At 63.5% G+C, this 25,349-nt stretch carries 24 protein-coding genes; 11 read left to right on the forward strand and 13 right to left on the reverse strand.

Translation table 11 applies throughout. The features are described from left to right. Positions 1-16: 16 nt before the first annotated feature. Positions 17-2,203 carry a patatin-like phospholipase family protein gene (locus J3A71_RS08375; protein ID WP_096426615.1) on the reverse strand — a complete coding sequence of 729 codons (2,187 nt, stop codon included), beginning with the start codon at positions 2,201-2,203 and terminating at the stop codon, positions 17-19. Between the two features lie 67 nt (positions 2,204-2,270). Here J3A71_RS08375 and J3A71_RS08380 point away from each other — a divergent pair, with 67 nt between their 5' ends. Continuing rightward, positions 2,271-2,552: a SelT/SelW/SelH family protein gene (locus tag J3A71_RS08380; protein WP_016488527.1), complete on the forward strand. Its 282-nt coding sequence runs from the start codon at positions 2,271-2,273 to the stop codon at positions 2,550-2,552. On the opposite strand, the gene J3A71_RS08385 is transcribed toward J3A71_RS08380, so the two are convergent. Next, positions 2,553-3,443, reverse strand: a complete 891-nt coding sequence (locus tag J3A71_RS08385; protein WP_016488526.1) for an EamA family transporter — start codon at positions 3,441-3,443, stop codon at positions 2,553-2,555. A 167-nt stretch (positions 3,444-3,610) separates the two neighbouring features. Next, complete coding sequence (locus tag J3A71_RS08390) at positions 3,611-4,378, reverse strand: AraC family transcriptional regulator (protein ID WP_070087026.1); 768 nt, start codon at positions 4,376-4,378, stop codon at positions 3,611-3,613. 126 nt (positions 4,379-4,504) lie between these two features. Here J3A71_RS08390 and J3A71_RS08395 point away from each other — a divergent pair, with 126 nt between their 5' ends. Then, positions 4,505-5,317 (forward strand): UDP-2,3-diacylglucosamine diphosphatase, encoded by an 813-nt coding sequence (locus J3A71_RS08395; RefSeq protein ID WP_016488524.1) that lies wholly within the window; start codon positions 4,505-4,507, stop codon positions 5,315-5,317. A gap of 39 nt (positions 5,318-5,356) precedes the next feature. Here J3A71_RS08395 and J3A71_RS08400 read toward each other — a convergent pair whose 3' ends face one another. Then, complete coding sequence (locus tag J3A71_RS08400; protein ID WP_016488523.1) at positions 5,357-5,668, reverse strand: DUF962 domain-containing protein; 312 nt, start codon at positions 5,666-5,668, stop codon at positions 5,357-5,359. A gap of 154 nt (positions 5,669-5,822) precedes the next feature. Here J3A71_RS08400 and J3A71_RS08405 point away from each other — a divergent pair, with 154 nt between their 5' ends. Continuing rightward, positions 5,823-6,884, forward strand: coding sequence for an AraC family transcriptional regulator (locus J3A71_RS08405; protein WP_016488522.1), 1,062 nt, complete (start codon positions 5,823-5,825; stop codon positions 6,882-6,884). On the opposite strand, the gene J3A71_RS08410 is transcribed toward J3A71_RS08405, so the two are convergent. Next, complete coding sequence (locus J3A71_RS08410) at positions 6,841-8,295, reverse strand: TrkH family potassium uptake protein (RefSeq protein WP_016488521.1); 1,455 nt, start codon at positions 8,293-8,295, stop codon at positions 6,841-6,843. The genes J3A71_RS08405 and J3A71_RS08410 overlap by 44 nt on opposite strands. A 102-nt stretch (positions 8,296-8,397) precedes the next feature. Between J3A71_RS08410 and J3A71_RS08415 the strand changes: the two genes are divergently transcribed. Next, positions 8,398-8,955 (forward strand): NAD(P)H nitroreductase, encoded by a 558-nt coding sequence (locus J3A71_RS08415; protein ID WP_060519140.1) that lies wholly within the window; start codon positions 8,398-8,400, stop codon positions 8,953-8,955. A 150-nt stretch (positions 8,956-9,105) separates the two neighbouring features. Here J3A71_RS08415 and J3A71_RS08420 read toward each other — a convergent pair whose 3' ends face one another. The 5 genes from J3A71_RS08420 to J3A71_RS08440 form a co-directional block, all read right to left on the reverse strand. Continuing rightward, positions 9,106-10,446, reverse strand: a complete 1,341-nt coding sequence (locus J3A71_RS08420; protein WP_060519137.1) for a HAMP domain-containing sensor histidine kinase — start codon at positions 10,444-10,446, stop codon at positions 9,106-9,108. A 60-nt stretch (positions 10,447-10,506) separates the two neighbouring features. Then, the gene (locus tag J3A71_RS08425) at positions 10,507-10,923 is read right to left on the reverse strand and encodes a Spy/CpxP family protein refolding chaperone (protein WP_016488518.1); all 417 of its coding nucleotides are present in this window, start codon (positions 10,921-10,923) and stop codon (positions 10,507-10,509) included. Between the two features lie 167 nt (positions 10,924-11,090). After that, the gene (locus J3A71_RS08430) at positions 11,091-11,768 is read right to left on the reverse strand and encodes a response regulator transcription factor (protein ID WP_016488517.1); all 678 of its coding nucleotides are present in this window, start codon (positions 11,766-11,768) and stop codon (positions 11,091-11,093) included. A 142-nt stretch (positions 11,769-11,910) separates the two neighbouring features. Beyond that, positions 11,911-12,210: a YciI family protein gene (locus J3A71_RS08435; protein ID WP_016488516.1), complete on the reverse strand. Its 300-nt coding sequence runs from the start codon at positions 12,208-12,210 to the stop codon at positions 11,911-11,913. A 1-nt stretch (position 12,211) separates the two neighbouring features. Further along, positions 12,212-12,805, reverse strand: coding sequence for a septation protein A (locus tag J3A71_RS08440; RefSeq protein ID WP_024717735.1), 594 nt, complete (start codon positions 12,803-12,805; stop codon positions 12,212-12,214). Between the two features lie 66 nt (positions 12,806-12,871). Between J3A71_RS08440 and J3A71_RS08445 the strand changes: the two genes are divergently transcribed. From J3A71_RS08445 to J3A71_RS08470, 6 genes are all read left to right on the forward strand, one after another. Beyond that, positions 12,872-13,732, forward strand: coding sequence for a PHP domain-containing protein (locus J3A71_RS08445; protein ID WP_016488514.1), 861 nt, complete (start codon positions 12,872-12,874; stop codon positions 13,730-13,732). A 13-nt stretch (positions 13,733-13,745) separates the two neighbouring features. Further along, complete coding sequence (locus J3A71_RS08450; protein WP_060519139.1) at positions 13,746-14,375, forward strand: L-threonylcarbamoyladenylate synthase; 630 nt, start codon at positions 13,746-13,748, stop codon at positions 14,373-14,375. A gap of 125 nt (positions 14,376-14,500) precedes the next feature. Continuing rightward, on the forward strand, positions 14,501-15,226 hold the full coding sequence (locus J3A71_RS08455; protein WP_161775556.1) for a ScpA family protein: 726 nt from the start codon (positions 14,501-14,503) through the stop codon (positions 15,224-15,226). Continuing rightward, positions 15,213-15,980, forward strand: coding sequence for an SMC-Scp complex subunit ScpB (gene scpB / locus J3A71_RS08460; RefSeq protein ID WP_024717734.1), 768 nt, complete (start codon positions 15,213-15,215; stop codon positions 15,978-15,980). The genes J3A71_RS08455 and scpB overlap by 14 nt, the downstream gene beginning before the upstream one ends. Before the next feature lie 183 nt (positions 15,981-16,163). After that, the gene (gene rluB / locus J3A71_RS08465) at positions 16,164-17,231 is read left to right on the forward strand and encodes a 23S rRNA pseudouridine(2605) synthase RluB (protein ID WP_016488510.1); all 1,068 of its coding nucleotides are present in this window, start codon (positions 16,164-16,166) and stop codon (positions 17,229-17,231) included. A 729-nt stretch (positions 17,232-17,960) separates the two neighbouring features. Continuing rightward, positions 17,961-19,379 (forward strand): amino acid permease, encoded by a 1,419-nt coding sequence (locus tag J3A71_RS08470; RefSeq protein WP_172901753.1) that lies wholly within the window; start codon positions 17,961-17,963, stop codon positions 19,377-19,379. Between the two features lie 75 nt (positions 19,380-19,454). Here the strand turns inward: J3A71_RS08470 and J3A71_RS08475 are convergent, their stop codons facing one another. Continuing rightward, entirely contained in the window at positions 19,455-20,339 is an 885-nt protein-coding gene (locus J3A71_RS08475) for a LysR substrate-binding domain-containing protein (RefSeq protein WP_016488508.1), read from the reverse strand. Between the two features lie 152 nt (positions 20,340-20,491). Between J3A71_RS08475 and J3A71_RS08480 the strand changes: the two genes are divergently transcribed. Beyond that, positions 20,492-23,512, forward strand: coding sequence for an FAD-binding and (Fe-S)-binding domain-containing protein (locus J3A71_RS08480; protein WP_096426613.1), 3,021 nt, complete (start codon positions 20,492-20,494; stop codon positions 23,510-23,512). A 137-nt stretch (positions 23,513-23,649) separates the two neighbouring features. On the opposite strand, the gene J3A71_RS08485 is transcribed toward J3A71_RS08480, so the two are convergent. Both J3A71_RS08485 and J3A71_RS31675 read right to left on the reverse strand, forming a co-directional pair. Further along, positions 23,650-24,849 carry an MFS transporter gene (locus J3A71_RS08485; RefSeq protein WP_096426612.1) on the reverse strand — a complete coding sequence of 400 codons (1,200 nt, stop codon included), beginning with the start codon at positions 24,847-24,849 and terminating at the stop codon, positions 23,650-23,652. Between the two features lie 90 nt (positions 24,850-24,939). Beyond that, positions 24,940-25,068 carry a hypothetical protein gene (locus J3A71_RS31675; protein WP_016488505.1) on the reverse strand — a complete coding sequence of 43 codons (129 nt, stop codon included), beginning with the start codon at positions 25,066-25,068 and terminating at the stop codon, positions 24,940-24,942. Between the last annotated feature and the right edge of the window lie 281 nt (positions 25,069-25,349).

Below are 25,349 nucleotides of genomic sequence, written 5' to 3' on the forward strand. Positions count from 1 at the left end.
TGCGGCCCCCGGCGAATCAGAAGGTATGCCCCAGGTTCAGGTACACCGCCTGCTCATGCGCACTGTTGGTGCCGTAGCTGAAGTTCAGCGGCCCCAGAGGCGTTTCCAGCCCCAGGAAGATGCTCGCCGCATTGATGTAGCCGCTGTCGAACTCGTTGTCGTTGTTCCACGCGCGCCCACGTTCCAGCGACCCGCCAATGTACAGCGGGAAGTCCAGCGGTACGTAGGCCCGTGGCGTCAGCCGGCGGTAATAGACCATGCGCAGCAGGCTCACGTTCTGCCCCGACACCGAGTCCTGGCGAAAGCCAGACAGCTCTCGTGCCCCACCCATCACGAAGCTGGACGTCACCACCTCGGTAGCGTCCAGGGTGCGCCCGTAGCGTCCGCCCAGCACGAAGGTGTTCGGCCCGGTACTGATGGCCTTGTCCAGGTTGAACAGCCACTGCCGGTAATCCTGGTCGGAGTCCAGCGATTTGTCGTACTTGCGCAAGGTCAGGCCAATGTCCTCACCGCTGTGCGGGAAATACACGTTGTCGAGGGTGTCGAACGAATACTTCAGTTCATAGAAGCCCTCGTTGAAGCTGACCTTGGGCAGGTCCTGGTCGCCAATGCGTACCTCGGCCTCGCCCCAGGCCTTGCCCACGCCCAGGCGTACTTCACCGTTGGTGCCAATCTGGCGGCCGAGGTTCAGGCCAAAGCCGTAGCGTTCCAGGCGGTACTCTGCGACGGGGTCGTTGTCCAGGGTGGCTTCGATGTTCTGTGAGCTGAAATCCAGGTACGGCGCAATGAAATAGCGCGAGCCAACGTCCAGCGGCTGGTAGAACTCGCTGTACAGTTCTTGCTGGTCGCCGATCTGGCCACGGGTCAGCCACTCGGCACCCAGGCTGTTGATGCCATTGACCCGGTAGCTGGCGCCCAGGTTGAAGGCGCTGTCACCGCGCAGGTCGTCCGAAAGGTTCAGGCCCAGGCGCAGGTAGTCGGTGCCGCCGCGTCGACCGCGGGCGTTGATCACCAAGGTGTTGTCGTTGCCCTTGTGCACCACGCGGTACTGCACCCGGTCGAAGTAGTCCAGGCCGTAGAGCGTGCCCATGTCGGTCTGCAGGCGGTCCAGCTCAAGGGGGGCGTCGATCGGCTGACGGATGTAAGAGCGGATCACGTCGTCGCTGACCTTGGAGTCGTTCTCGATCCGGATCGCGGTGATCACCGGCGTGCGCTGGCGTGGCGAGCGGGCCACGGCCAGGTTGCTGTCACCCTCAGGCTCGCGCAGGGCAGCCAGGCGTTGGTCGAGCAGGCGGGTGGCGCGGTAACCGGCGTCGATCATGTCCCGGGCACGGCCGAAGTCGGTCACGCCGAAGGCAGCTAGCGATGGCTGGATGAGGATGTCATCGCGCTGCAGGCTGGCCAGTTGTTCTTCCGAATTGCGCCGTGTCATCAGGGTAATCGACTGGTTAAGCACGTCGACCACGGTCAGCAGTTGCTTGCGATCGCGCAGCGGGGTACCGATGTCGACCACGATGGCCAGGTCCACGCCCATTTCGCGGGCCACGTCGACGGGGATGTTGTCGACCATGCCGCCGTCCACCAGCAGGCGGCCGTCCAGTTCGACCGGGGCAAACACGGCGGGGATCGACATGCTGGCACGGATGACCTGGGGCAGATGGCCGTGGCGGAACACCACCTTTTCGCCACTGGCGATGTCAGTGGCTACAGCGCGAAAGGGGATGGGCAGCTTGTCGAAATCGCGGGTATCGGCGGTGTGCGCCAGTTTGCTTTCCAGCAGCAGTGACAGGTTCTGGCCCTGGATCACCCCCAGCGGCAGGCCCAGGCTGCCGTCGTCGCGAAAGCTGAGCTTTTGCTTGACCAGGAAATCGCGATCATCCTGCTTGCGCCGGAACGGCACGTCCTTGCGCGGCGGGGCATCGGACAGCGCCTGTTGCCAGTCCAGGGTGGTGGCGAGCTTTTCCAGTTCTGCGACACTGTAGCCCGAAGCGTAAAGCCCGCCGACCACTGCGCCCATGCTGGTGCCGGCGATGGCGTCGATGCGCACGCCCTGTTCCTCCAGTGCCTTGAGCACGCCGATGTGGGCCAAACCACGGGCCGCACCCCCCGACAACACCAAGCCGACCTTGGGCCTGGCAGGTTCCGCAGCGGCAGCCATGAAGGAGGTGAGGGCGAGCAGCAAACAGCACAGCAAACGGCGCATCGTGAGTCTCAAACCGTGGGCTAAAGACCGCTAGTATAAGCGGCCCCTTACCTGGAGATGCCTCAGCATGGCCGATAACAAGCCCGAAATCGTCATCACTTATTGCACCCAGTGCCAGTGGCTGCTGCGCGCTGCCTGGCTGGCCCAGGAACTGCTCAGCACGTTTGCCGACGACCTTGGCCAGGTCGCGCTGTCACCGGGCACCGGCGGGGTCTTCTGCATTACCTGCAATGGCGTGCAGATCTGGGAGCGCAAGGCCGACGGCGGCTTCCCCGAGGCCAAGGTGCTGAAACAGCGGGTACGCGACCAGATCGACCCGCAGCGTGACCTTGGCCACAACGACCGCTGATCAGGCGCCCTCGGCCAGTGGCCGCTGCTTGGGTGGTTGTTCGCGGGTCATGCGGCTGGACAGCACGATGGCGAAGATGATCAGCGCGCCGCCCAGCAGCATGCGCAAGGTCGGGGTTTCGGCGAACACCACCCAGGCCACGGCAATGCCATAGACCGGCTCCATGCCGAACACCACGGCGGCGGTGCGCGCCTTGATCACCGCCAGGCTGGCGACGAACAGGCTGTGCGCCACGCCGGTGCAGAAGATGCCGAGCAGGGCGATCCACAGCCAGTCCATGGCCGCCACGCCTGCCAGACCTGGTGCGGCGAACGGCAGCAGGCACAGGCCTACCACCAGGTTCTGCCACAGGGCAGCCTGTACTGCTGGCAAACGCCCGGAGCCGGCGCGGTTGGTGAGGGACAGCAGCGAGAACAGCAGCCCTGACAGCAGTGCCCAGAGCAGGCCGCCAGTGGCCTCGCTGGCCAGGTCGAAATCTGGCGTGACCAGTATCAGGCCGATGCTGACCAGCAGCACCAGCACGGCCTCGTTGCGGCGGATGCGCTCGCGGAACAGCAGGCCTTCGAGGATGACGGTGAAGGCCGGGAAACTGGCGAAACCGAGGGTGGCGATGGCCACGCCGCCAACTTTGACGGCAATGAAGAAACTGACCCAGTGGCCGGCCAGCAGCACACCGCCGAGCAGCAGGCGACGGATATCCTGGCTGCTCAGGCGCTGCCAGCCCGGGCCGGTCAGGCTGGCGAACAGGGCCAGGGCGAGTACGGCGAAGGCGGCGCGGCCGAAGACGATGATCGCCGGGCTGGCAGTGGCGGCCAGTTTGCCGAAGACGCCGGTCAGGCCGAAGAACAGCGCGCCAATGTGCAGGGCGCCGAGGGCGGTGCGGTGGTTCATGGTGGTCCTTGCTCAAGATCTTTATCGACGTTGCCGGCCTCTTCGCAGCACAAGGCTGCTCCTACAGGGACTGTGCGTATTCTGTGGGAGCAGCCTTGTGCTGCTAAGAGGCCGGCACTGGCAAAGTGTAAAACCACAGGCCAACGATTTCTGTCGCAAGACTGCTGTCAGTTGTCGCCAGGCTCTCGCCGCAAAGCCATTGGCGTACACCCGAACGCCCGCAACATCGCCGCTGAAAACGCACTCTGCGAGCAATACCCCACCTGCGCCGCAATTTCACTCATCGGTAGCACGGTCTGCACCACCAGCCGCCGCGCCTTGAGCAAGCGCCGCTGGCGAATGTAGTCCATCGGTGTCATGCCGCATTCGGCAGTAAACCGCGCATGCAGCCGGGCGCCGGACAGCCCGGCGATGCGCGCCAGGTCGGCGACCTGCAACGGGTAGGCAGCATGCTGCTCGATATGGGCATCGAAGGCTGCATAGGGTAGGCGCTGGCTGGGGCGCACGTTGGCTGCTGCCGTGCAGTTGAGGCTGGCCAGCAACAGCGCTGCGCCTTGCCGGGCAATCAGCGGGTCGTCCATGGGGCTGGCCGCCAGCCAGTCCACCAACTGTTGCTGACGGTCGTCCAGGCCCAGCGCGGCGGGGCGGTCGAGCAGGCGGCGGCTGGCATCGGCATGCTCGCCCAGCTGCTCGTGCAGCCACTGCTCGCCAGGCACATCAAGCACCAGGCAGTGGCTGCCGCCATCGCTGGCGCAGGTGTGATGCGCGCCTGCCGGGACCACGACCAGCCCTTGCCGGTCGATCCCGGCGCCTTGCCCCTGTACCTCGAACTCCAGGCGGCCACGCAGGCCGAACACCAGTTGCGGGTGTTCGTGGCTGTGGGCGATCAGGCTGTCGCGGTAATGGCGCAGCGAGAGTATCGGGCCGGCGGTCATGGGGCGTCCTCGCAGGGCAGATCCGCATTGTGCCTCATTCCCGGCAGGCGATCACCGGTAACCGTTTTGCCACGGCGCTGTCATGCGCGCCTGCCAGTCTCCAGCAAACTGCGCCGGAGCCTGTCCATGACCCATGCCGAACTCTCCCGTCCCTCGCGCAAGCAACGCGTGCGTACCCTGTGGATCTCCGATGTCCACCTGGGGACACGCGACTGCCAGGCCGAACACCTGTCGCAGTTCCTCAAGGGCTACCAGGCCGACCGCGTGTACCTGGTAGGCGACATCATCGATGGCTGGAAACTGCGCGGTGGCATTTACTGGCCACAAGCCCACACCAACGTGATCCGCCGCTTGCTGACCATGAGCAAGCGCGGTACCGAGGTGATCTACGTCACCGGCAACCATGACGAATTCCTGCGCCGCTACTCGAAGCTGATCCTGGGCAACATCCAGCTGGTGGATGAGGCCGAACACCTGACCGCCGATGGCCGCCGCCTGCTGGTGATCCATGGTGACCAGTTCGACGTGATTACCCGTTACCACCGCTGGCTGGCGTTTCTCGGTGATCGTGCCTACGGGTTCACGTTGGTGCTCAACCGTTGGCTCAACCACTGGCGTGCGCGGTATGGCTATGGTTACTGGTCGCTGTCGGCGTACCTGAAGCACAAGGTCAAGGGCGCGGTGAACTTCATTAGCGACTTCGAGGATGCCATTGCCCATGAGTGCACCCGGCGTGGTTTGCACGGGGTGGTGTGTGGGCATATCCACCATGCCGAGATCCGCAAGGTGGGCGAGGTGGACTACCTCAATTGCGGAGACTGGGTGGAGTCGTGCACGGCGCTGATCGAGCATTGGGATGGCCGTATCGAGCTGTATCGGTTGGCCGATGCCCAGGCGCGGGAAGCGCAGGCAGTGGCGGCGTCGCGTGAGCCGGCTTAGAGGCTGCAGAACCATGGGGCCGCAACCCGCCCTCAATGTCTACAGCCGGATCTTGCCCAGCAAGATATCCCGGAACATCACGAAATCCCCGGCCAGGCTGTACAGCGGGTAGGTGAAGGTCGCCGGCCGGTTCTTTTCGAAAAAGAAGTGCCCGACCCAGGCGAAGCCATAGCCGAACAGCGGCACTGCCAGCAAAAGCAACCACTTGCCACTGCCAATGGTGTAGGCCAGCAGCGCTATTACCAAGCTGGTGCCGACAAAGTGCAGGCGGCGGCAGGTGGGGTTGCTGTGCTCCCCCAGGTAGTAAGGATAGAACTCGGCAAAACTGCGATACTGCGCTGTGCGGTTCATGGCAGTGCTCCGGGATTAATACTTCTGGACAAGATGCACGGCGTGGAGCCTGATTCGAGTCTAGAGTGACTGACGGGGCCTACCAGTGACAATAGGCGCCAAATGAGTATCCTTGGGGTTCACCGCAGGAGCGGTCGGTAAAAAGAAGCCTGTCATGAGCGAAAGAACCACGTCAGCCAGCTGGGCATCAGGGATTGTGAAGGCGCTCGAACTGGAAGGGCTGGACTGCCCGTCCATGTTCAAGCAACTGGGGCTGGACTTCGCTGCCCTCGACGACCCCGATGCACGTTTTCCGCAAGATTCCATGACCCGGCTGTGGCAGCTGGCGGTGGAGCTGTCAGGCAATGAAGCCATTGGCCTGAACATGGCCCGCGTGGTACGGCCGGCTTCGTTCCATGTGGTGGGCTATGCATTGATGTCCAGCCGCACCCTGGCAGAAGGCTTCCAGCGCCTGGTGCGGTACCAGCGCATCATCGCCGAAAGCTCCGATCTCAGTTTTGTCCTTGGCGACGAGGGCTATTCGCTGATCCTGACGGTGCATGGCGACCATCTGCCCCCGACCCGGCACAGTGCCGAAGCATCGCTGGCCTGTGCGCTGGCGCTGAGCAAATGGCTCAGTGGGCGGCCGGTACAGCCGCGCCGGGTACTGGTGCAGGGGCCGCAGCCAAAGAATGTCGAGCCGTACAAAGTGGCGTTTCATTCGCCCCTGGTGTTCGGCGCGCCGCACGATGCGCTGGTGTTCGAACGGGCCGACATGGAGGCGCCGCTGCCGACTGCCAACGAGGCCATGGCGGTGCTGCACGACCGTTTTGCCGGGGAGTACCTGGCACGATTTTCCGAAAGCCGGGTTACCCACCGCGTGCGCCAGGTGTTGTGCCGCATCTTGCCGCAGGGGGAACCCAAGCGCGAAACCCTGGCCCAGGCCTTGCACTTGTCTCAGCGCACCTTGCAGCGGCGTCTGCAGGAGGAGGGCACCAGTTTCCAGAGCTTGCTTGATGACACCCGTCGCGAGCTGGCCGAGCAATACCTGGCCCAGCCGGGCATGACACTGCTGGAAACCGCCTACCTGCTGGGCTTTGCCGACCCCAGCAATTTCTACCGGGCGTTCCGCCGCTGGTTCGATGCCACCCCAAGCGAGTACCGCGCCCGCCTCGGCACGGACGCCGAGGGGGTCAGTGACGCCAGAACGCCGGCATACACAGCACCAGCACCGTAATGATTTCCAGGCGGCCAAGCAGCATGCCGGCCGCCAGGATCCACTTGGCCGCGTCCGGCAGCGTGGCATAGTTGCCCGACGGGCCGATCACTTCACCCAAGCCCGGGCCTACACCCGAAACTGTGCCGGCAGCGCCGGTCAATGCGGTCATCCAGTCCACGCCCAGCAACGACAGCAACAGGGCCATGACGCAGATGGTGATGGCGAAGAAGAACGAGAACGTCAGAATCGAGCGCACGATGTCTTCGTCGAGGCGGTGGCCGTTGTATTTCTGCTTGATCACCGCACGCGGGTGGATCAGTTGGTTGAGGCTGGCCTTGAGCAGGATGTAGGCCACCTGGAAGCGGAAAATCTTGATACCGCCTGCGGTCGAGCCGGAGCAGCCGCCGACGAAGCCCAGGTAGAAGAACAGCATCAGCGAAAAGTTGCCCCACAGGCTGTAGTCGCCCAGGGCGAAGCCGGTGGTAGTGACCACCGAGGTCACGTTCAAGGCTACGTGGCGCAGGGCATCGAGCCAGTGCAGGTTGGTGCTGTACCAGTACCAGGTGCCCAGGACCAACCAGGTAACCACCAGCATGCCCAGCAAACCTTGCACCTGCTGGTCACGGATCAGCGCCCTGCGGTTGCCACGCAGGGTCGCGACGTAAAGGGTGAACGGCAGGCTGCCCATGATCATGACCACTACCGCGACCCAGTGCACGGCCGGGATATCCCATTTTGCCAGCGACTGGTCGGAGGTGGAGAAGCCGCCGGTGGAGATTGCCGACATGGCGTGGTTGATTGCATCGAACGGGCTCATCCCCGCCCACCAGAAGGCCAGCGAGCCGAGGATAGAGAAGCCGACGTACACCCCCACGATCGACTTGGCCACCATGTGCGAGCGTGGCATGACCTTTTCCGAGCGGTCGGACGATTCGGTCTGGAACAGGCGCATGCCGCCGATGCGCAGCAATGGCAGGATCGCCACCGCCATGGCGATGAAGCCGATGCCGCCGAGCCAGTGAAGCATCGAGCGCCACATGAGAATACCCGGCGACATGTTATCGAGCCCGCTGAGTACGGTAGCGCCGGTAGCGGTGATGCCCGACATGCTCTCGAAGAAGGCGTCGGTGTAGCTGATGTGCTGGGTCAGCAGGAACGGCAGGGCGGCAAACACGCACACCACCAGCCAGCTGCTGACCGTGAGCAGGTACATGTCACGCGGGCGCAGGTGGACATGCTCGGGGCGGCCCTGTACCACCAGGGCCAGGCCGGCGATGAAGGTGATCAGGCTCGACCAGAGGAAGGAGGGCATGTCACCAGTGCGCTCGAAGATCACCAGGGTCGCCATGGGCACAGCCATGCCGACGGCGAGGGTAATCAGGAAGATGCCGATGATGAAACCAATGATCCTTAAGGTCGGCAACGCCATGTGATCTGCTCTGACTCGAAACGGAAGGGCGCCATTCTACCTATGGGTCTGGTGATGTAAACGCTAGAATGGCCGCACATTCAACTGCCAGGAGGGTAGCCGATGGAGGCTCTCGACGCATTGCTCAACCGTGTTTCCGTGCCACGCCTGACTGACCCGGCACCCAATGCCGCACAGCGCGAGGCGCTGTTCCAGGCTGCCTTGCGCGCCCCGGATCATGGCCAGCTGCGACCATGGCGCTTCCTGACCATCGAGGGCCAGGGCCGTGAAAAGCTGGGTGAGCTGTTCGCTGAAGCGGTGCAGAACAAGGGCGAAGCCAGCCAGGCTGCGCTGGACAAGGCCCGCGCCATGCCGCTGCGGGCGCCGCTGCTGATCGTGGTGATCGCCAAGCTGCAGGACCACTTCAAGGTGCCCAAGTCCGAGCAGCGTCTGGCAGCCGGCTGTGCGGCGCACGGCATTCTGATTGCCGCGCATGCGCAAGGCATCGGGGCGGTGTGGCGTACCGGGGACATGGCCTTCGATGCCCATGTGCACAAGGGCCTGGGTCTGGCCCAGAATGAAGAGTTGATCGGTTACCTGTATGTCGGCACGCCGCTGACCGAGCCGCGCACTGCGCCGGTGCTGGACACTGCCGAGTTCGTCAGCGCCTGGGGCGAGTAACGCAGCCTGGGGCTGATTTATTGCATCAGGGCCACTGGCCTCTTCGCGGGGCAAGCCCGCTCCCACAGGTACTGTGCGCTGCCTGATACCTGCACCGTACCTGTGGGAGCGGGCTTGCCCCGCGAAGAGGCCAGTGGCCCTTACATCACATCAACTGCCAGTAGCTTCAGCCAAGGGCAACTCCAGCCTGGCCACAAAGCCCCCCTGTGGGTGGTTATCCAGCACCAGTCTCCCGCCATGGCGCTCCGCCGCTTTGCGCGCAATCGCCAGCCCCAGGCCATGCCCTGGCGCGTCCTGCCCCGGCGCGCGGAAGAACGGCTCGCCCAGCTGCGCCAGATGCTCCGCTGCCGCCCCGGGCCCATGGTCACGCACGCTGATCACGATGTGGTCCTGCTCACGCACGGCGCTGACCTCGACCGGCTGCCCCACCGGGTTGAAGCGCAGGGCATTGCGCAGCAGGTTGTCGACGGCGCGCTCGATCAGCGTCGGCCAACCTTGCAGGGTCAACCCCGGCTGCGCCTCCAGGCGCACGTCCTGGTCCGGTGCGCTGAGCAAGGCGTCTTTGCGCACGCTGCCGAGCAGGGCATTGAGGTCGACCGGCTCGGCATGAGCCTGCTCCGCATCGACCCGGGCCAAGGCAAGGATTTCGCTGATCAGGTCTTCCAGCCGGTCGCACTCGCGGGTCAGGCGCGGCCACAAGGTCTCCCGCTGCTCAGGCCCGGCGCGCTCGGCCAAAGCCAGGGCAATGCGCAGCCTGGCCAGCGGCGAGCGCAACTCATGGGACACATCGCGCAGCAACTGGCGCTGGCTGCCAATGGTGCTTTGCAGGCGCGCGCCCATCTTGTTGAAGTCCTTGGCCAGCACGCCAAACTCGTCACGCCGTGCAGCCAGCTGCGCCAGGCTGTTCTGCTGGTAAGTGGTCTGCCCCAGGTCATGCACCGCGCTGCGCAGGCGGCTTAGCGGGCGGGTAATGGACAGGGTGACCAGCAGGCTGAACAGGGTCAGTACCACCAGCGCAATGCCCAAGGCACTGAGCGGCCACATCAGGCTTTCGCGGTGCCAGGCGTCCAGTGCAGGGTGGGGGATGCGGTAGATCAGCAGGTAGGTTTCGCCGGTCTCCGGGCTGGTGTATTCCTCGGTCAGCCGACGCCATGGCAGGCGCCGCTCGTCATTGTGCTGGCGTGCCTCGAAGGCCGCCGCACGGCGTGGGAAGGTGCCGGGCACCACGGCCTCGCCACTGTCATCGAGTACCTGCACGTCGATCTTGTAGCGATCTTTGCGCCGTTCCAGAAAGTGCTGTGCCGCATCCAGGCCTTGCTGCTCGTAATGCTTGGCCCACTTGCTGGCCAGGGTATTCAGGCCCGGGTGGCGGCTAAGGATCCAGGCATCCTGGTTGAGCATGTGGCCCAGCAGGATAGACAGGCCTGCGACCAGGGTGATAGCCAGCCAGAAACTGGCCAGGATGCGCCAGAACAGTGAACGCAAGTGCACCTCCTGTAAACGGTAAAAGCCCGGCCCGCGGGGAGGCGGGCCGGGCATCGGGCGGACAGCTTACTGAGCCTTGGTGCCTTTTTCAGCTTTCCAGGCCTGGAACTCCTGCCACTCGGCTTTCTTGGCGGCGCGTTCCTTTTGCAGTTCGTCGAACTTTTTCTGCTGTTCAGGTTTGAGCAGGTTGCGCACCGCAGTGTCGGTCTTGTCGCGGCTGGCTTGCAGCTCGTCTTTCATGGCTTTCTGGTCGGCGGCTGGCAGCTTGGCCAGGTAGCGCTCGGTGATGTCACGGCGCTGCTGCATCTGCTCGCCCATCAGCTTGCCGATCTGCTGGCGCTGGTCGCGGCTCAGGTCCAGTTGATGGAAAGGCGCATCACCGCGATGATGCGGGCCGTCGTGTCGCGGGCCGCCTTCAGGCATGGCCATGGCCACGGTCGGCAGGGCGGCGGCGAACATCAGGGCGATAAGGGTCTTGCGCATGGTGTCTCTCCTTTCATAGGCCGGTGGTTACCGGATGAGCACAGTCTAGGGAGATCACCGTCAAGCGCAGTCAGGGGATGGTAAAGGCACTGTAAAGAACAGTTCCAAGCTCCAGGCTGCAAGTGAAGCCGATTGCGATCTTGCGCCTTCTTGTAGCTTGCAGCGAGTTACAGGCAGTAGTAATAGCCACGGCTACGCAGCGCCACGATACGTGGCCTGCCATCGGCATGCGGCCCGATCTTCTTGCGCAGGTTACTGACATGCATGTCCAGGCTGCGGTCGTACAGGGTCAGTTTGCGCCCCAGGCCGATTTGCGCCAGCTCCTGCTTGTCCAGCGGTTCGCCAGGCTGGCGCAGCAGGGCTTCAAGAATGCGGCTTTCGGACAGGGTCAGGGTCATTTCACGGCCGTCGATGCTGGCCACGCCGCGCGCAGGGCTGTACACCAGGTCGCCCAGTTCCACCTGGCTGGTGGTGGCGGTGGGGTGGCTGCGGCGCAACACTGCTCGCAGACGGGCCGTGAGCTCGCGCGGGTCGCAAGGTTTGGCCAGGTAGTCGTCGGCGCCCAGCTCCAGGCCAAGAATGCGGTCCAGCGGCTCGCCCCGTGCAGAGAGCATCAGCACCGGCAGCTCGGTGTGCTCGCTGCGCAATTGCTTGAGCAATTCCAGGCCGCTGCCATCGGGCAGCATCACATCCAGTACCACGGCCGCCGGAGCGTGCTCGGCCAGGGCCTGGCGTGCGCTCAGGCCATCATGGCACGCACGCACGGTGAACCCTTCCTGGGTCAGCCAGCTGCCGAGCAGCTCGCACAGTTCCTGGTCATCATCAATCAGTAACAGCTCGCTCATGACTCACTCAATTCAACCATTGACGGCGGCTATTCGGCCCGCCAGTGGCAAAGATACCGCAGACTGATGGCAGCCGTATAACTACTGGTGCCGCGTCAGCTTCTTCGCGGGCTTGCCCGCGAGGAAGCGACTCGGTCTCAGATCAAGGCAATACTTGCTTGAACGGCTTGACGACGACGTTGTCGTACACGCCCGCCGCAATGTAAGGATCGGCATCGGCCCAGGCCTGCGCCGCGGCCAGCGATTCGAATTCGGCAACGATCAGGCTACCGCTGAAACCGGCTTCGCCCGGGTCGTTGCTGTCGATGGCCGGGTGGGGGCCGGCCAGCACCACGCGGCCTTCGGCCTTGAGCTGCTGCAGGCGTTCGATGTGCGCCGGGCGGGCAGCCAGGCGCTTTTCCAGGGAGTTTGCGACGTCGCTGGCGATGATGGCGTAGAGCATGTCAATCCTTGGGTTTGGTAGTAGAAGGGTCGTCGTGCAGGTGGCGCGACAGGTACACGCCTTGCGCCACCAGGAAGATCACGGTCATGCCCAGGCTGCCGAACACCTTGAAGTCCACCCAGAAGTCCTGGAAGGTAAAGGCGACGAACAGGTTGGCCGCGCCGCAGAACAGGAAGAAACCGATCCAGGCAACGTTCAGGCGGGTCCAGATGGCATCTGGCAGGGTCAGGGCGTGGCCCATGATGCGCTTGATCAGCACCCGATCGCCGATGAAATGGCTGCCGGCAAAGCCCAGGGCGAACAGCCAGTTCACCACCGGCGCTTTCCACTTGAGGAAGGTTTCGCTATGGAAGGTCAGGGTCAGGCCGCCGAATACCAGGCAGGCCACCAGCGTCAGCCATTGGCCCTTTTCCAGCCTGCGTTGGCGCAGGAACAGCGCACCGTACACCACCAGCGAGCTGATGATCAGCATGGCCGTGGCACTGTAGATGCCGCCGAATTCGAAGCTGTGGCCGGCGACTTCCATGGGGCGCGGGTCAAGCTTGTAGACGATGAAGAACAGCAGCAGCGGGATGAAATCGATGAATTGTTTCACAATGGCAGCCAGAATCGGGATGTGACGGCATAATAACAAACATCGATTCCAGCGAAAGCGCTCTCCATGAATGTTGATCTGCACTGTCACAGCACGGCCTCCGACGGCGCCCTGTCGCCCTCGGTACTGGTTGCCCGGGCCCATGAGCACGGGGTGCAAACGCTGGCACTGACTGACCACGACACCCTCGAAGGCCTGCCCGAAGCCCGCCAGGCCTGCATTGAGCGGGGCATGCGCTGGGTCAGCGGGGTGGAATTGTCGTGCACCTGGGGTGGCGCGACCATCCATGTGCTGGGTTATGACTTCCCGCTGGACGCGCCGCCCTTGCTGGCGGCCATTGAAGCGCTGCACCGTGGCCGCTGGCTGCGCGCCGAAGAAATAGACAAACGGCTGGCAGCCAAGGGCATGCCCGGCACACTCGAGGGCGCCCGCGCCGTACAGCACGAGCTGGGCGACAGCGGCAACGCCCCGGCGCGCCCCCATTTTGCCGAGTACCTAGTGCGTGCCGGGCACGTCAAGGACCGCGGCGAGGCGTTTCGCAAGTGGCTGGGTGCCGGCAAGCTGGGCGACGTCAAGCAGCATTGGCCGACCCTCGACGAAACTGTCGCCACCCTGCGGCAGTCCAAAGCGTGGGTGAGCCTTGCACACCCCATGCACTACGACCTGACCCGCAGCAAGCGCAGAAGGCTGATTGCCGACTATATTCAGGCAGGCGGGCAGGCACTTGAGGTGGTCAACGGGATGATGCCGGCCGAGCAGGTGGGCACGATGTCCATCCTTACTCGTGAGTTCGGCCTGCTGGCAAGCGCTGGCAGTGACTTCCACGGCCCCGGCACCTGGGGAGAGATCGGTGCCTACCGGCCTTTGCCCGAGGATCTGCCACCTCTGTGGCGTCGATTCAGCCATGAACAGCCTTTGGCGCTATGAACAGGATGACTACGTGAGCCAATTTTTCCAGATTCATTCGGAGAACCCACAAGCGCGCCTGATAAAACAGGCCGTCGAGATCATCCGCAAGGGTGGCGTGGTGGTTTACCCGACCGACTCGGCCTACGCGCTGGGCTGCCAGATTGGCGATAAAAACGCCATCGAGCGGGTTCGGCGCTTGCGCCAGTTGGACAAGCAGCACAACTTCACGCTGCTGTGCTGCGACTTGTCGCAAATGGGGTTGTTCGCCAAGATCGATACGTCTACGTTCCGCCTGCTCAAAGCGCACATTCCGGGGCCTTATACCTTCATTCTCAATGCCACCCGCGAGGTACCGCGGTTGCTGATGCACGAGAAACGGCGGACCATTGGATTGCGCGTGCCATCCAACCCGATCGTGCTGGCTCTGCTAGAAGAGCTGGGCGAGCCGTTGATGAGCGTGAGCCTGATCTTGCCGCCCGAAACAGAGCCGATGACCGACCCCCACGAGATCCGTCAGCGCCTTGAGCACCATGTCGATCTGATCATCGATGGCGGTTTTGGCGACCTCAAGGCGTCGACCGTCATCGACCTCACTGGCGATGAGCCCGCGCTGATCCGCGAAGGCTGCGGCGACCCCACGCCGTTTATGGTCAACGCGTGAGCCAGATGGAAGCGCCCGAGGCACCGGCTGAGCAGGCCGAGTCGCCTCGGCAGTTGCAACTGGCCCTGGTCTACGGCGAAGCCCTGACCGAAATGCCGCTGGACCTGTACATTCCGCCGGATGCCCTGGAAGTCATCCTGGAAGCCTTCGAAGGGCCGCTCGACCTCTTGCTGTACCTGATCCGCAAGCAGAACATCGACATCCTTGACATCCCGGTGGCGGAAATCACCCGCCAGTACATGGGCTACGTGGAACTGATGAAAAGCGTGCGCCTGGAGTTGGCTGCCGAGTACCTGGTGATGGCCGCCATGCTTGCCGAGATCAAGTCGCGCATGCTGCTGCCGCGTTCGGCCGATGTCGAGGAGGAGGAGGGCGACCCGCGCGCCGAACTGATCCGCCGTCTGCAGGAGTACGAACGTTTCAAGGCCGCAGCCGAGGGCATTGACGACCTGCCAAGGGTGGGCCGCGAGGTCGTTGTGCCGCGCCTGGAAGCACCGCAGGCCAAGGTCCGCAAGCTGTTGCCGCAGGTCAGCCTGGAAGAGTTGCTGATGTCCATGGCCGAGGTCATGCGCCGCAACGACCTGTTCGAAAGCCATCAGATCAGCCGTGAGACCTTGTCCACCCGTGAGCGCATGAGCCAGGTGCTGGAGCGCCTCAAGGGCGGTGCTTTCGTGCCGTTCGGCGACCTGTTTGCCGCCGAAGAGGGCAAGCTGGGTGTGGTGGTGACCTTCATGGCGGTTCTCGAACTGGTGAAGGAATCGCTGATCGAACTGGTGCAGAATGAACCCTTCGCCGCTATCCATGTGCGGCTTCGCCCAGCGCTTGTTGAAGAACCTGATGAACCTGAATGACCCCCGCGACCTGGCGTCACTGATCGAAGCTTTTTTGCTGGCTTCGGGCAAGCCGCAATCCCTGGAGCGCCTGTACGAGCTGCTCGAAGAGGCCGAGCGCCCCGAGCCCCAGGTGTTCAAGCAGGCCCTTGAGGTGCTGGGCAAGTCGTGCAGCGGCCGTGCCTTCGAGCTCAAGGAAGTGGCCAGCGGCTACCGCCTGCAGATTCGCGAGGACTTTGCGCCCTGGGTCGGGCGCCTGTGGGAAGAGCGCCCGCAGCGTTATTCGCGCGCGCTGCTCGAAACCCTGGCCCTGATCGCCTACCGCCAGCCCATCACCCGTGGCGAGATCGAAGACGTGCGGGGCGTGGCGGTGAACAGCAATATCATCAGGACCATGGTCGAGCGCGAGTGGATTCGCGTGGTTGGCTACCGCGAAGTGCCCGGGCGGCCAGCGATGTTTGCCACCACCAAGGCGTTTCTCGACCATTTCAACCTCAAGAGCCTGGATGAGCTGCCGGCCCTGGCCGAGCTGCGCGAAATGGAGCCGGAGCCGCTGCTCGACCCGGATGATGCGCCAGTGCCCGCGCACCTGCAGGCGTTGGCAGATGCCAGCCTTGGGGAAGAAGACGTTTCTGAGCCAAAGGACGAAACCAGCTTCCGTAGTTTGCTGGTGGAGCTGGATGCCATGGAGGAGGGGTTGAAGATCGATTTTGATGACTTGCGCGAGGAGGAGCCTGAGGCTTCTCTGGGGGAAGAGGGCAAGTTACAGCCCTGATTCTTCTCTTGGCGACAGGGCCAGTGAGATCAACACAAGACCACTAGGCTGAAACCTCTCCCAATGCGTGCAAAACCCTCTAACCTCCAGTGCGTTCCATTGCCGAACCGCGTATGATGCGCGGCCTTTTGGCGCGTTCGTCGCCAAGAACCTGTTTTCATTCCTACACCGGGAGGTGCCCAGATGAGTGAGCAAGACCTGCAAGATACCGAGATCACCCCACCCGCTGGCGAAAAGCTGCAGAAAGTGCTGGCGCGCATTGGCGTGGGTTCGCGCCGTGACGTCGAGGCCTGGATCAGCCAGGGCCGCATCAAGGTCAACGGCGTCGCAGCCACCCTTGGCCAGCGCGTCGACCTGCACGACGCCATTGCCGTAGACGGCAAGCTGATCAAGCGCGAAGAGGCCGCCGAGGCCACTCGCCGGGTGATCATGTACAACAAGCCTGATGGTGAAATCTGCACCCGCGACGACCCTGAAGGCCGCCCGACCGTGTTCGACCGCCTGCCACGGCCAAAAGAGGGCCGCTGGATCAACATCGGCCGCCTCGACATCAACACCACCGGCTTGCTGCTGTTCACCACCGACGGTGAGTTGGCCAACCGCCTGATGCACCCGTCCTACGAGATGGACCGAGAGTACGCGGTACGGGTGCGTGGTGAAGTCGACGACGAGATGATCGAGCGCCTGAAAGCCGGCGTGATGCTGGAAGACGGCCCGGCGAAGTTCACCGACATCCAGAAGGCACCGGGTGGCGAAGGTTTCAACCACTGGTACCACTGCGTGGTGATGGAAGGCCGTAACCGTGAGGTGCGTCGCCTGTGGGAATCCCAGGGCATGGTGGTCAGCCGCCTGAAGCGCGTGCGTTTCGGCCCGGTGTTCCTCAACTCTGACCTGCCGATGGGCCGCTGGCGTGAAATGACCCAGGGCGAAATCGACATCCTGGCCGCCGAAGTGGGCCTGCAGCCAGTAGCGCTGCCTGCCATGAAGCTCAAGGCCAAGGACAAGATGGAGCGCCTGCAGCGCAAGTCGACCCGCCCGCTGGGCCGTGGCGAGCGCGTGCGCAACCTGCGCCCGGCTCACGAAGGTGCTGCTACCGGCGAGCGCCCGGCGCGTCAGCCGCGTGAAGAGGCCCCGCGTAAACCTAACCGAGGCAGCACGGTGGCCGAGCGCCCGAGCGAGATGCGCAAACGTACCGGCAAGCCTGAGGGTGACAAGCCGGCAGGCCGCGGTCGCGGTAAGCCGCGTGGCTGATAAGCCAGTGTGGTAATCAAGAAACCAGCCTTCGGGCTGGTTTTTTTATGCCTGTAGGGGCGCGGCCGCTTCGACAGCTACCGCGTCAATTTGAGGTCTTGCGCGGTCCTTGTAGCGGCCTTGACGGGGCACTGGACCGGTCGGAAAGGGCCGCATAGCGGCCCCAAGATATTGAACAAAAAAGATTTTTCGGACGACTGGCAAGTTTCTGAACCGCCGTGTAAAGAAATTTATACGAATGTAGCCGTTTTCAGTCCGCATTTCAGATCGCGCCCGGTCGTGTAAACAAACCTTGCCGGCGTCCATGTGCCAAAGCCGCGCCCCTGGCCCGACCCACCCTTGCCCAAACCCCCGTCCCCACGGTGTTATAGCCACCATTGCCGTGTGCAACAGCCCGTCCACAGCGCCGGGCTGACAAAACAACAAATGGAGGCGCCATGTACGCCGATCACTCCGCCTTTGAAGGCCCACACCACAGGATCGCTGCGTTTTTTCCGGATGGAAGGACGCAACGCGTTGACGCCTGCGCGTTTGCAGGGGTATACAGTGCGCCGCGTTTTACCTGTGACCCTCTTGCGTACCGCGCACTCTTGATCACGCCTGGTTGACCCGCTCCGGCGGCACCTGAGGTCAAGAAACCCAAGGTAACCACCTTGCTCATTCCGCTGCGCCACGAGCGCGGTGGGTCCGATTCCGTCACAGATAAAAACAATGCAGGTGACTTCGTTCATGAGTGGACAAAACATGCATTCAGGCGAGCTCAAGCGGGGCCTGAAGAACCGCCATATCCAGTTGATCGCCCTTGGTGGTGCGATTGGTACCGGCCTGTTCCTCGGCTCGGCAGGCGTGATGAAATCCGCCGGCCCGTCAATGATCCTTGGCTACGCCATTTGCGGCTTCATCGCTTTCATGATCATGCGCCAGCTTGGCGAAATGATTGTTGAAGAGCCGGTGGCCGGCTCGTTCAGCCATTTTGCCCACACCTACTGGGGTGGTTTCGCCGGCTTCCTGTCGGGCTGGAACTGCTGGGTGCTGTACATCCTGGTCGGCATGTCGGAGCTTTCGGCGGTCGGCAAGTATGTTCACTACTGGTGGCCGGAGATCCCGACCTGGGTCACGGCGGCGGCGTTCTTCGTGCTGATCAACGCCATCAACCTGATGAACGTGAAGTTCTTCGGTGAAGCCGAATTCTGGTTTGCCATCATCAAGGTCGTGGCCATCGTCAGCATGATCGGCCTGGGTGCCTACCTGCTCACCAGTGGCAGCGGTGGCCCGGACGCCACCATCGCCAACCTGTGGTCGCATGGCGGTTTCTTCCCGAACGGTGTCAGCGGGCTGGTAATGGCCCTGGCGTTCATCATGTTCTCCTTCGGTGGCCTGGAAATGCTCGGCTTCACCGCTGCCGAGGCCGACAAGCCGAAGACCGTGATCCCCAAGGCGATCAACCAGGTCATCTACCGCATCCTGATCTTCTATGTCGGTGCGCTGGTGGTGCTGCTGTCGTTGACCCCGTGGGACAACCTGGTTGCCAGCATCGATGCCTCGGGTGGCAGCTATGGCAGCAGCCCGTTCGTGCAGGTGTTCTCGCTGCTGGGCAGTGATGTGGCCGCCCACTTGCTGAACTTCGTGGTGCTGACCGCAGCGCTGTCGGTGTACAACAGCGGCACCTACTGCAACGCCCGCATGCTGCTGGGCATGGCCGAGCAGGGCGATGCCCCGGCGTCGCTGGCCAAGGTCGACAAGCGTGGCGTGCCAGTGCGTTCGATCCTGGTGTCGGCCGCGGTGACCTTTGTCGCCGTGCTGCTCAACTACCTGATGCCTCAGAACGCCCTGGAGCTGCTGATGTCGCTGGTAGTGGCCACCCTGGTGATCAACTGGGCGATGATCAGCTATTCGCACCTGAAGTTCCGTCAGCACATGGACCGTACCGGCCAGAAGCCGCTGTTCAAGGCGCTGTGGTACCCCTACGGCAACTATGTGGTACTGGCCTTCGTGGTGCTGATTCTGGGCATCATGCTGATGATCCCGGACATCCAGGTTTCGGTGTATGCGATCCCTGTGTGGCTGTTTGCGATGTTTGTTGTCTACATGGTCAAGCCGCGCCGCAGGATGAATGCCGGTGGGGTGGCGGGTACCGCAGCCAAGTAAGCAACCCAGCGTAGTAAGAAGAAACCCCAAGCCAGGTGACCGGCTTGGGGTTTTTTATTGCCTGTGCCGGCTTCTTCAGATCTGTTCCAGCAACCAGCCCCTGAATGCCCGTAACGACGGCAAGGCCTCATTCCTGGGCGGGTAGATCAGGTAGTAACTGCGCTGGCTGGCAAACGCCACCCCAGGGCTGTACAGCTCTGCCTTGGCCAATTCCTCCTCTACCAGAATGCGCGGCACCAGGCCAATGCCAATCCCGGCGCGCACTGCCTGAATCAGGTGCGAAGTCAGCTCAAAGCTCGGCCCCAGGCGCATCGAGCGGTGCGGCAGGCCATGGTGCGAGAACCACTCGCCCCAGGCGTGCGGGTTGTTCGCCACATTCAGCAGCACCTCTTCGCTTATCCTTGCCGGGCTCCAGGCCTGGCTGTCCGCGGCGGCCTCTGGCGGCAGGATCACCACCAGTTCCTCGGCATGCAGGCGATGGCAGATGAGCCCCGGCAGATCGTGGCTGGCCACACCGATGGCCGCATCGATTTCGCTGGTGTCGAAGTTGATGGCTTCGATGCGTGAATGAATGTGCACCAGCATGCCTGGGTGGGCGTTATAGAACGCATGCAACCTCGGCAGCAGCCATTTCGAGCCGAAGGTAGGCAGCGTGGCCAGGCGCAAGGTGCCTACCCCTGACTGGTAGGCCAGTGCCTGCAGGGTGGCGCTGCGGATGCGCCCCAGTGCCTCACTGAGCTCGCGCTGGTACAGGCGGCCGACATCGGTCAGTTGCACCTGGCGGCCCTCGCGGCGGAACAGGGTCAGGCCCAATTGCTGTTCCAGCGCCTGCACCTGGCGGCTGACCGCGCTCTGGGTCAGTGACAGCTCGGCAGCGGCGCGGGTGTAGCTTTCATGCCGGGCGGCGGCCTCGAATGCCAGCAGCAGCGACATGGAAGGTGTCAGGTGGCGGTAATTCATTCATGAAAGTCATTGATAGCGGCAGGATTATCCGTTTGCCCTTGAGGCGAAACTACAGGAACATTGGCCTATACGTCATCCCCGCATGGCAACACTTATGCTGCGGTGACAGGAATCCCGTGAATTAGCCAATATCAAGAGGCCATCCTTCGATGATCGCCCAGCTGCCGACCGTTGCACCGAGCGCCGACTACCCAGAATTCCTCGAAGCCTTGCGCAACAGCGGCTTCCGTGGCCAGATCAGTGCCGACTACGGCACCCGCACCGTACTGGCCACCGATAACTCGATCTACCAGCGGTTGCCCCAGGCGGCGGTGTTCCCGCTGGACGCCGATGATGTGGCGCGGGTTGCCACGCTGATGAGCGAGGCGCGCTTCCAGCAGGTCAAGCTGACCCCGCGCGGCGGTGGCACCGGCACCAACGGCCAGTCGCTGACCGATGGCGTCGTCGTCGACCTGTCGCGGCACATGAACAAGATCCTCGAAATCAATGTCGAGGAGCGCTGGGTACGGGTGCAGGCCGGTACGGTGAAGGACCAGCTCAATGCTGCGCTCAAACCGCACGGTCTGTTCTTCGCCCCCGAGCTGTCCACCTCCAACCGCGCCACCGTTGGCGGCATGATCAATACCGACGCCAGCGGGCAGGGCAGTTGCACCTATGGCAAGACCCGCGACCACGTGCTGGAGTTGCACAGCGTGCTGCTCGGTGGCGAGCGCCTGCACAGCCTGCCGATTGACGATGCCGCGCTGGAACAGGCCTGTGCCGCCCCCGGCCGGGTCGGCGAGGTCTACCGCATGGCCCGCGACATTCAGGAAACCCAGGCTGAGCTGATCGAAGCCACCTTCCCCAAGCTCAACCGTTGCCTGACGGGCTACGACTTGGCGCATCTGCGCGATGAGCAGGGCCGTTTCAACCTCAACAGCGTGCTGTGTGGCGCTGAGGGCTCGCTGGGCTATGTGGTTGAAGCCAAGCTCAACGTGCTGCCGATCCCCAAGTACGCGGTGCTGGTCAACGTGCGCTACACCAGTTTCATGGATGCCCTGCGCGATGCCAACGCGCTGATGGCGCACAAGCCGCTGTCGATCGAAACCGTCGACTCCAAGGTGTTGATGCTGGCGATGAAAGACATCGTCTGGCACAGCGTTGCCGAATACTTCCCGGCCGACCCCGAGCGCCCGACCTTGGGTATCAACCTGGTGGAGTTTTGTGGCGATGAGCCGGCCGAGGTCAACGCCAGGGTGCAGGCCTTTGTCGAACACTTGCAGGCGGACACCAGCGTCGAGCGGCTGGGGCATACCTTGGCCGAAGGCGCCGAGGCGGTCACCCGTGTCTACGTCATGCGCAAGCGCTCGGTGGGCCTGCTGGGTAACGTCGAGGGCGAGGTGCGCCCGCAGCCGTTTGTCGAAGACACCGCGGTGCCGCCGGAGCAGCTGGCCGACTACATCGCCGACTTCCGCGCGCTGCTCGATGGCTACGGCCTGGCCTACGGCATGTTCGGCCACGTCGATGCCGGCGTACTGCACGTGCGCCCGGCGCTGGACATGAAAGACCCCGCGCAGGCTGCGTTGGTCAAGCCGATTTCCGATGCAGTGGCGGCGCTGACCAAAAGTTACGGTGGCTTGCTGTGGGGCGAACACGGCAAAGGCCTGCGCTCCGAGTACGTGCCGGAGTACTTCGGCGAGCTGTACCCGGCGCTGCAGCGCCTGAAAGGTGCCTTCGACCCGCACAACCAGCTCAACCCGGGCAAGATCTGCACTCCGCCGGGCAGCACCGAGGGCCTGACCCCGGTCGATGGCGTGACCCTGCGCGGCGACCTCGACCGCACCATCGATGAGCGTGTGTGGCAGGATTTCCCCAGTGCCGTGCACTGCAACGGTAACGGCGCCTGCTACAACTACGACCCCAACGACGCCATGTGCCCGTCGTGGAAGGCCACCCGCGAACGCCAGCATTCGCCCAAGGGCCGTGCTTCGTTGATGCGCGAGTGGCTGCGCCTGCAGGGCGAGGCGAACATCGACGTGCTGGCCGCGGCGCGCAACAAGGTGTCGTGGCTCAAGGGCCTGCCAGCGCGGCTGCGCAACAACCGCGCACGCAGCCAGGGGCAGGAAGATTTCTCCCATGAAGTGTACGACGCCATGGCCGGTTGCCTGGCGTGCAAGTCGTGCGCCGGGCAGTGCCCGATCAAGGTCAACGTGCCGGATTTCCGTTCACGCTTCCTTGAGCTGTACCACGGCCGCTACCAGCGCCCGCTGCGTGACTACCTGATCGGCTCGCTGGAGTTCAGCATTCCGTACCTGGCCCACGCGCCAGGGCTTTACAACGCGGTGATGGGGTCGAAGTGGGTAACCCGGCTGCTGGCCGACAAGATCGGCATGGTCGACAGCCCGCTGATCAGCCGTTTCAACTTCCAGGCCACCCTGACCCGCTGCCGCGTTGGTGTGGCCAGCGTACCGGCCCTGCGTGAACTGACCCCGGCCCAGCGCGAGCGCAGCATCGTGCTGGTGCAGGACGCCTTTACCCGCTATTTCGAAACGCCGCTGCTGTCGGCCTTCATCGACCTGGCCCATCGCCTCGGTCATCGGGTGTTCCTGGCGCCGTACAGCGCCAACGGCAAGCCGCTGCACGTGCAGGGTTTCCTTGGCGCATTCGCCAAGGCGGCGATCCGCAACGCCACCCAGCTCAAGGCCCTGGCCGACTGTGGCGTGCCGCTGGTGGGCCTGGACCCGGCGATGACCCTGGTGTATCGCCAGGAATACCAGAAAGTGCCGGGGTTGGAAGATTGCCCTAAGGTGCTGTTGCCGCAGGAGTGGCTGATGGATGTGCTGCCCGAGCAGGCGCCGACCGCGCCGGGCAACTTCCGCCTGATGGCCCATTGCACCGAAAAGACCAACGTACCGGCCAGCACACGGCAGTGGGAGCAGGTGTTTGCCCGGTTGGGCCTGAAGCTGGTGACCGAGGCGACGGGTTGCTGCGGCATGTCCGGTACCTACGGGCATGAGGCGCGTAACCAGGAAACATCGCGGACCATCTTTGAGCAGAGCTGGGCCACCAAGCTGGACAAGGAGGGGGAGCCGCTTGCAACGGGCTACTCGTGCCGTAGCCAGGTCAAGCGCATGACCGAGCGCAAGATGCGCCACCCGCTGGAAGTGGTGTTGCAGTACGCCCAGCGTTAACCTTCAGGGGCTCGGGGCTGCTTTGCAGCCCATCGCCGGCAAGCCAGCCCCCACAGGATCACCACAGGCTTGAACTTTGTGGTGATCCTGTGGGGGCTGGCTTGTCGGCGATGGGGCCAGTGCAGGCAATGCAAGGGTCAGGCTTCTTGCTCCCGATCTCTAGGCCGCCGCGCCTGCCTGTACAAATACAGGCTCAACACCAGCCCGCAAGCCGCGGCAGCCGCCGCAAACAGAAACATCGAAGCAAACCCGAACCCCGCCGCCACCGCGCCCACCAGTGGCCCGGTCACCCCCAGCGACAAATCGATGAACAGCGAATACGCCCCCACCGCCGCGCCGCGGTTGGCCGCCGACACCTGGTTCACCGCCTCCACGCCCAATGCCGGGAACACCAGCGAGAAACCAAACCCGCTCAGTGCTGCACCCGCCAATGCCAGTTCGGCACTGGGGGCCAGCCACAGCATCAGCAGCCCGAGTGTTTCCACCGACAGGCAGGCAATCGCCACCCGGAACCCGCCAATCCGGTTGATCAGGTTGCCGAACAGCAATCGCGCGCTGATGAAGCTGGCGCCGAACAGGCTCAGGGTCAACGCCGCATCGGCCCAGCCACGGCTGGCGTAGTACAGGGTGATGAAGGTGGCGATGGTGCCAAAGCCGATTGAGCCCAGGGCCAGTCCCGAGCCATGCGGGAACACCTTGCCCAGCACCCGCAGGAACGGCAGGCGTACACCGCTGACAATAGGCGCGGCCCGCTTGGGCCAGGCCAGCAGCAGGCCGAGGGCGCACAGCAGGATGATGCTGACGCCCATGCTCCACAGCCCCAGGCTCTTGACCATCAGTACGCCCAGCGGAGCGCCGATGGCCAGGGCGCCATAGCTGGCGATGCCGTTCCAGGAGATGACCTTGGCGGTGTTTTCGGCGCCTACCCGGCCGATGCCCCAGCCAATAGCGCCCGAGCCCACCAGGCTTTCGGCGCTGCCCAGCACCAGGCGGCCAACCAGCAGGCAGGTCAGGCTCAGCCAAGGCAGGTGGGTAAGGAAGGCGCACGCCAGCATGAACACCCCGCTAAGCCCGCAGCCGACCAAGCCATAAATGACTGCTTTCTTGCTGCCATGGTTGTCGATGATGCGGCTGGCGGTAGGGCGGCTGAGCAGGGTGGCGAGGTACTGCACGCTGATCACCAGGCCGGCGACTACGGCGCTGAAACCCAGGTCGTTATGCACATAGCCGGGCAACACGGCCAGTGGAATGCCGATGTTCAGGTAGCCGATGAAGGTGAAGAGGACGATGGAGACGACTTGCAGGGTGACCGCAAGGGGGCGCGGTGAGTCGGGCATGGGGACCTACGTGTGTTCAGGACGGTGTGAAAACGTGATGACGGGGGTAGCCCGCAGGTCAGCCGTTTTCACACAGTCGGGGATGCGCAGTTATTCCTGGTCAGCGCTGGATTGATCGTCACCATCCTGCTCGACGGCAGCTGCCGGTTCGGCGTGAACGGTCACGGATGGCTCTTCTGGGTTCAGGCTTGGGAAGGGAAGATTCGGGATTTCGTGCATCTCGTCGTTCCTCGCAAGTGTGAGTGAAAAGTCTGCGCCAGGCGCGGTTGAAGCTTCGCAAAGCTGGGGCAGGATACACAAGTCTGGATGACAGTTTGGATTTTTTACCGGTCGCTTGTCGGTTTTGCGGGCGAACAGCGCACATTTTTCCTGCAAATAATTGGGGCCGCTTCGCGCCCCTTCGCGGGCTTGCCCGCTCCCACAGGGACCGCGAAAACCAGGGGCGCGCGCCGTCTTTGTGGGGGCGGGCAAGCCCGCGAAGGGGCGCGCAGCGGCCCCAC

It is taken from the genome of Pseudomonas sp. PvP089 (assembly GCF_017875165.1).
GTDB lineage: Bacteria > Pseudomonadota > Gammaproteobacteria > Pseudomonadales > Pseudomonadaceae > Aquipseudomonas > Aquipseudomonas fortuita.

What these genes read in the sequence shown, in the direction of transcription:
- J3A71_RS08430 (WP_016488517.1), bottom strand. Translation starts at nt 11,768, where the DNA reads ATGAGCGAGCTGTTACTGATTGATGATGACCAGGAACTGTGCGAGCTG.
- J3A71_RS08400 (WP_016488523.1), bottom strand. Translation starts at nt 5,668, where the DNA reads ATGAACCGCACAGCGCAGTATCGCAGTTTTGCCGAGTTCTATCCTTAC.
- J3A71_RS08415 (WP_060519140.1), top strand. Translation starts at nt 8,398, where the DNA reads ATGGAGGCTCTCGACGCATTGCTCAACCGTGTTTCCGTGCCACGCCTG.
- J3A71_RS08485 (WP_096426612.1), bottom strand. Translation starts at nt 24,849, where the DNA reads ATGCCCGACTCACCGCGCCCCCTTGCGGTCACCCTGCAAGTCGTCTCC.
- J3A71_RS08380 (WP_016488527.1), top strand. Translation starts at nt 2,271, where the DNA reads ATGGCCGATAACAAGCCCGAAATCGTCATCACTTATTGCACCCAGTGC.
- J3A71_RS31675 (WP_016488505.1), bottom strand. Translation starts at nt 25,068, where the DNA reads ATGCACGAAATCCCGAATCTTCCCTTCCCAAGCCTGAACCCAGAAGAG.
- J3A71_RS08410 (WP_016488521.1), bottom strand. Translation starts at nt 8,295, where the DNA reads ATGGCGTTGCCGACCTTAAGGATCATTGGTTTCATCATCGGCATCTTC.
- J3A71_RS08385 (WP_016488526.1), bottom strand. Translation starts at nt 3,443, where the DNA reads ATGAACCACCGCACCGCCCTCGGCGCCCTGCACATTGGCGCGCTGTTC.
- J3A71_RS08405 (WP_016488522.1), top strand. Translation starts at nt 5,823, where the DNA reads ATGAGCGAAAGAACCACGTCAGCCAGCTGGGCATCAGGGATTGTGAAG.
- J3A71_RS08375 (WP_096426615.1), bottom strand. Translation starts at nt 2,203, where the DNA reads ATGCGCCGTTTGCTGTGCTGTTTGCTGCTCGCCCTCACCTCCTTCATG.
- rluB (WP_016488510.1), top strand. Translation starts at nt 16,164, where the DNA reads ATGAGTGAGCAAGACCTGCAAGATACCGAGATCACCCCACCCGCTGGC.
- J3A71_RS08445 (WP_016488514.1), top strand. Translation starts at nt 12,872, where the DNA reads ATGAATGTTGATCTGCACTGTCACAGCACGGCCTCCGACGGCGCCCTG.
- J3A71_RS08475 (WP_016488508.1), bottom strand. Translation starts at nt 20,339, where the DNA reads ATGAATTACCGCCACCTGACACCTTCCATGTCGCTGCTGCTGGCATTC.
- J3A71_RS08390 (WP_070087026.1), bottom strand. Translation starts at nt 4,378, where the DNA reads ATGACCGCCGGCCCGATACTCTCGCTGCGCCATTACCGCGACAGCCTG.
- J3A71_RS08480 (WP_096426613.1), top strand. Translation starts at nt 20,492, where the DNA reads ATGATCGCCCAGCTGCCGACCGTTGCACCGAGCGCCGACTACCCAGAA.
- scpB (WP_024717734.1), top strand. Translation starts at nt 15,213, where the DNA reads ATGAACCTGAATGACCCCCGCGACCTGGCGTCACTGATCGAAGCTTTT.
- J3A71_RS08425 (WP_016488518.1), bottom strand. Translation starts at nt 10,923, where the DNA reads ATGCGCAAGACCCTTATCGCCCTGATGTTCGCCGCCGCCCTGCCGACC.
- J3A71_RS08435 (WP_016488516.1), bottom strand. Translation starts at nt 12,210, where the DNA reads ATGCTCTACGCCATCATCGCCAGCGACGTCGCAAACTCCCTGGAAAAG.
- J3A71_RS08470 (WP_172901753.1), top strand. Translation starts at nt 17,961, where the DNA reads ATGAGTGGACAAAACATGCATTCAGGCGAGCTCAAGCGGGGCCTGAAG.
- J3A71_RS08395 (WP_016488524.1), top strand. Translation starts at nt 4,505, where the DNA reads ATGACCCATGCCGAACTCTCCCGTCCCTCGCGCAAGCAACGCGTGCGT.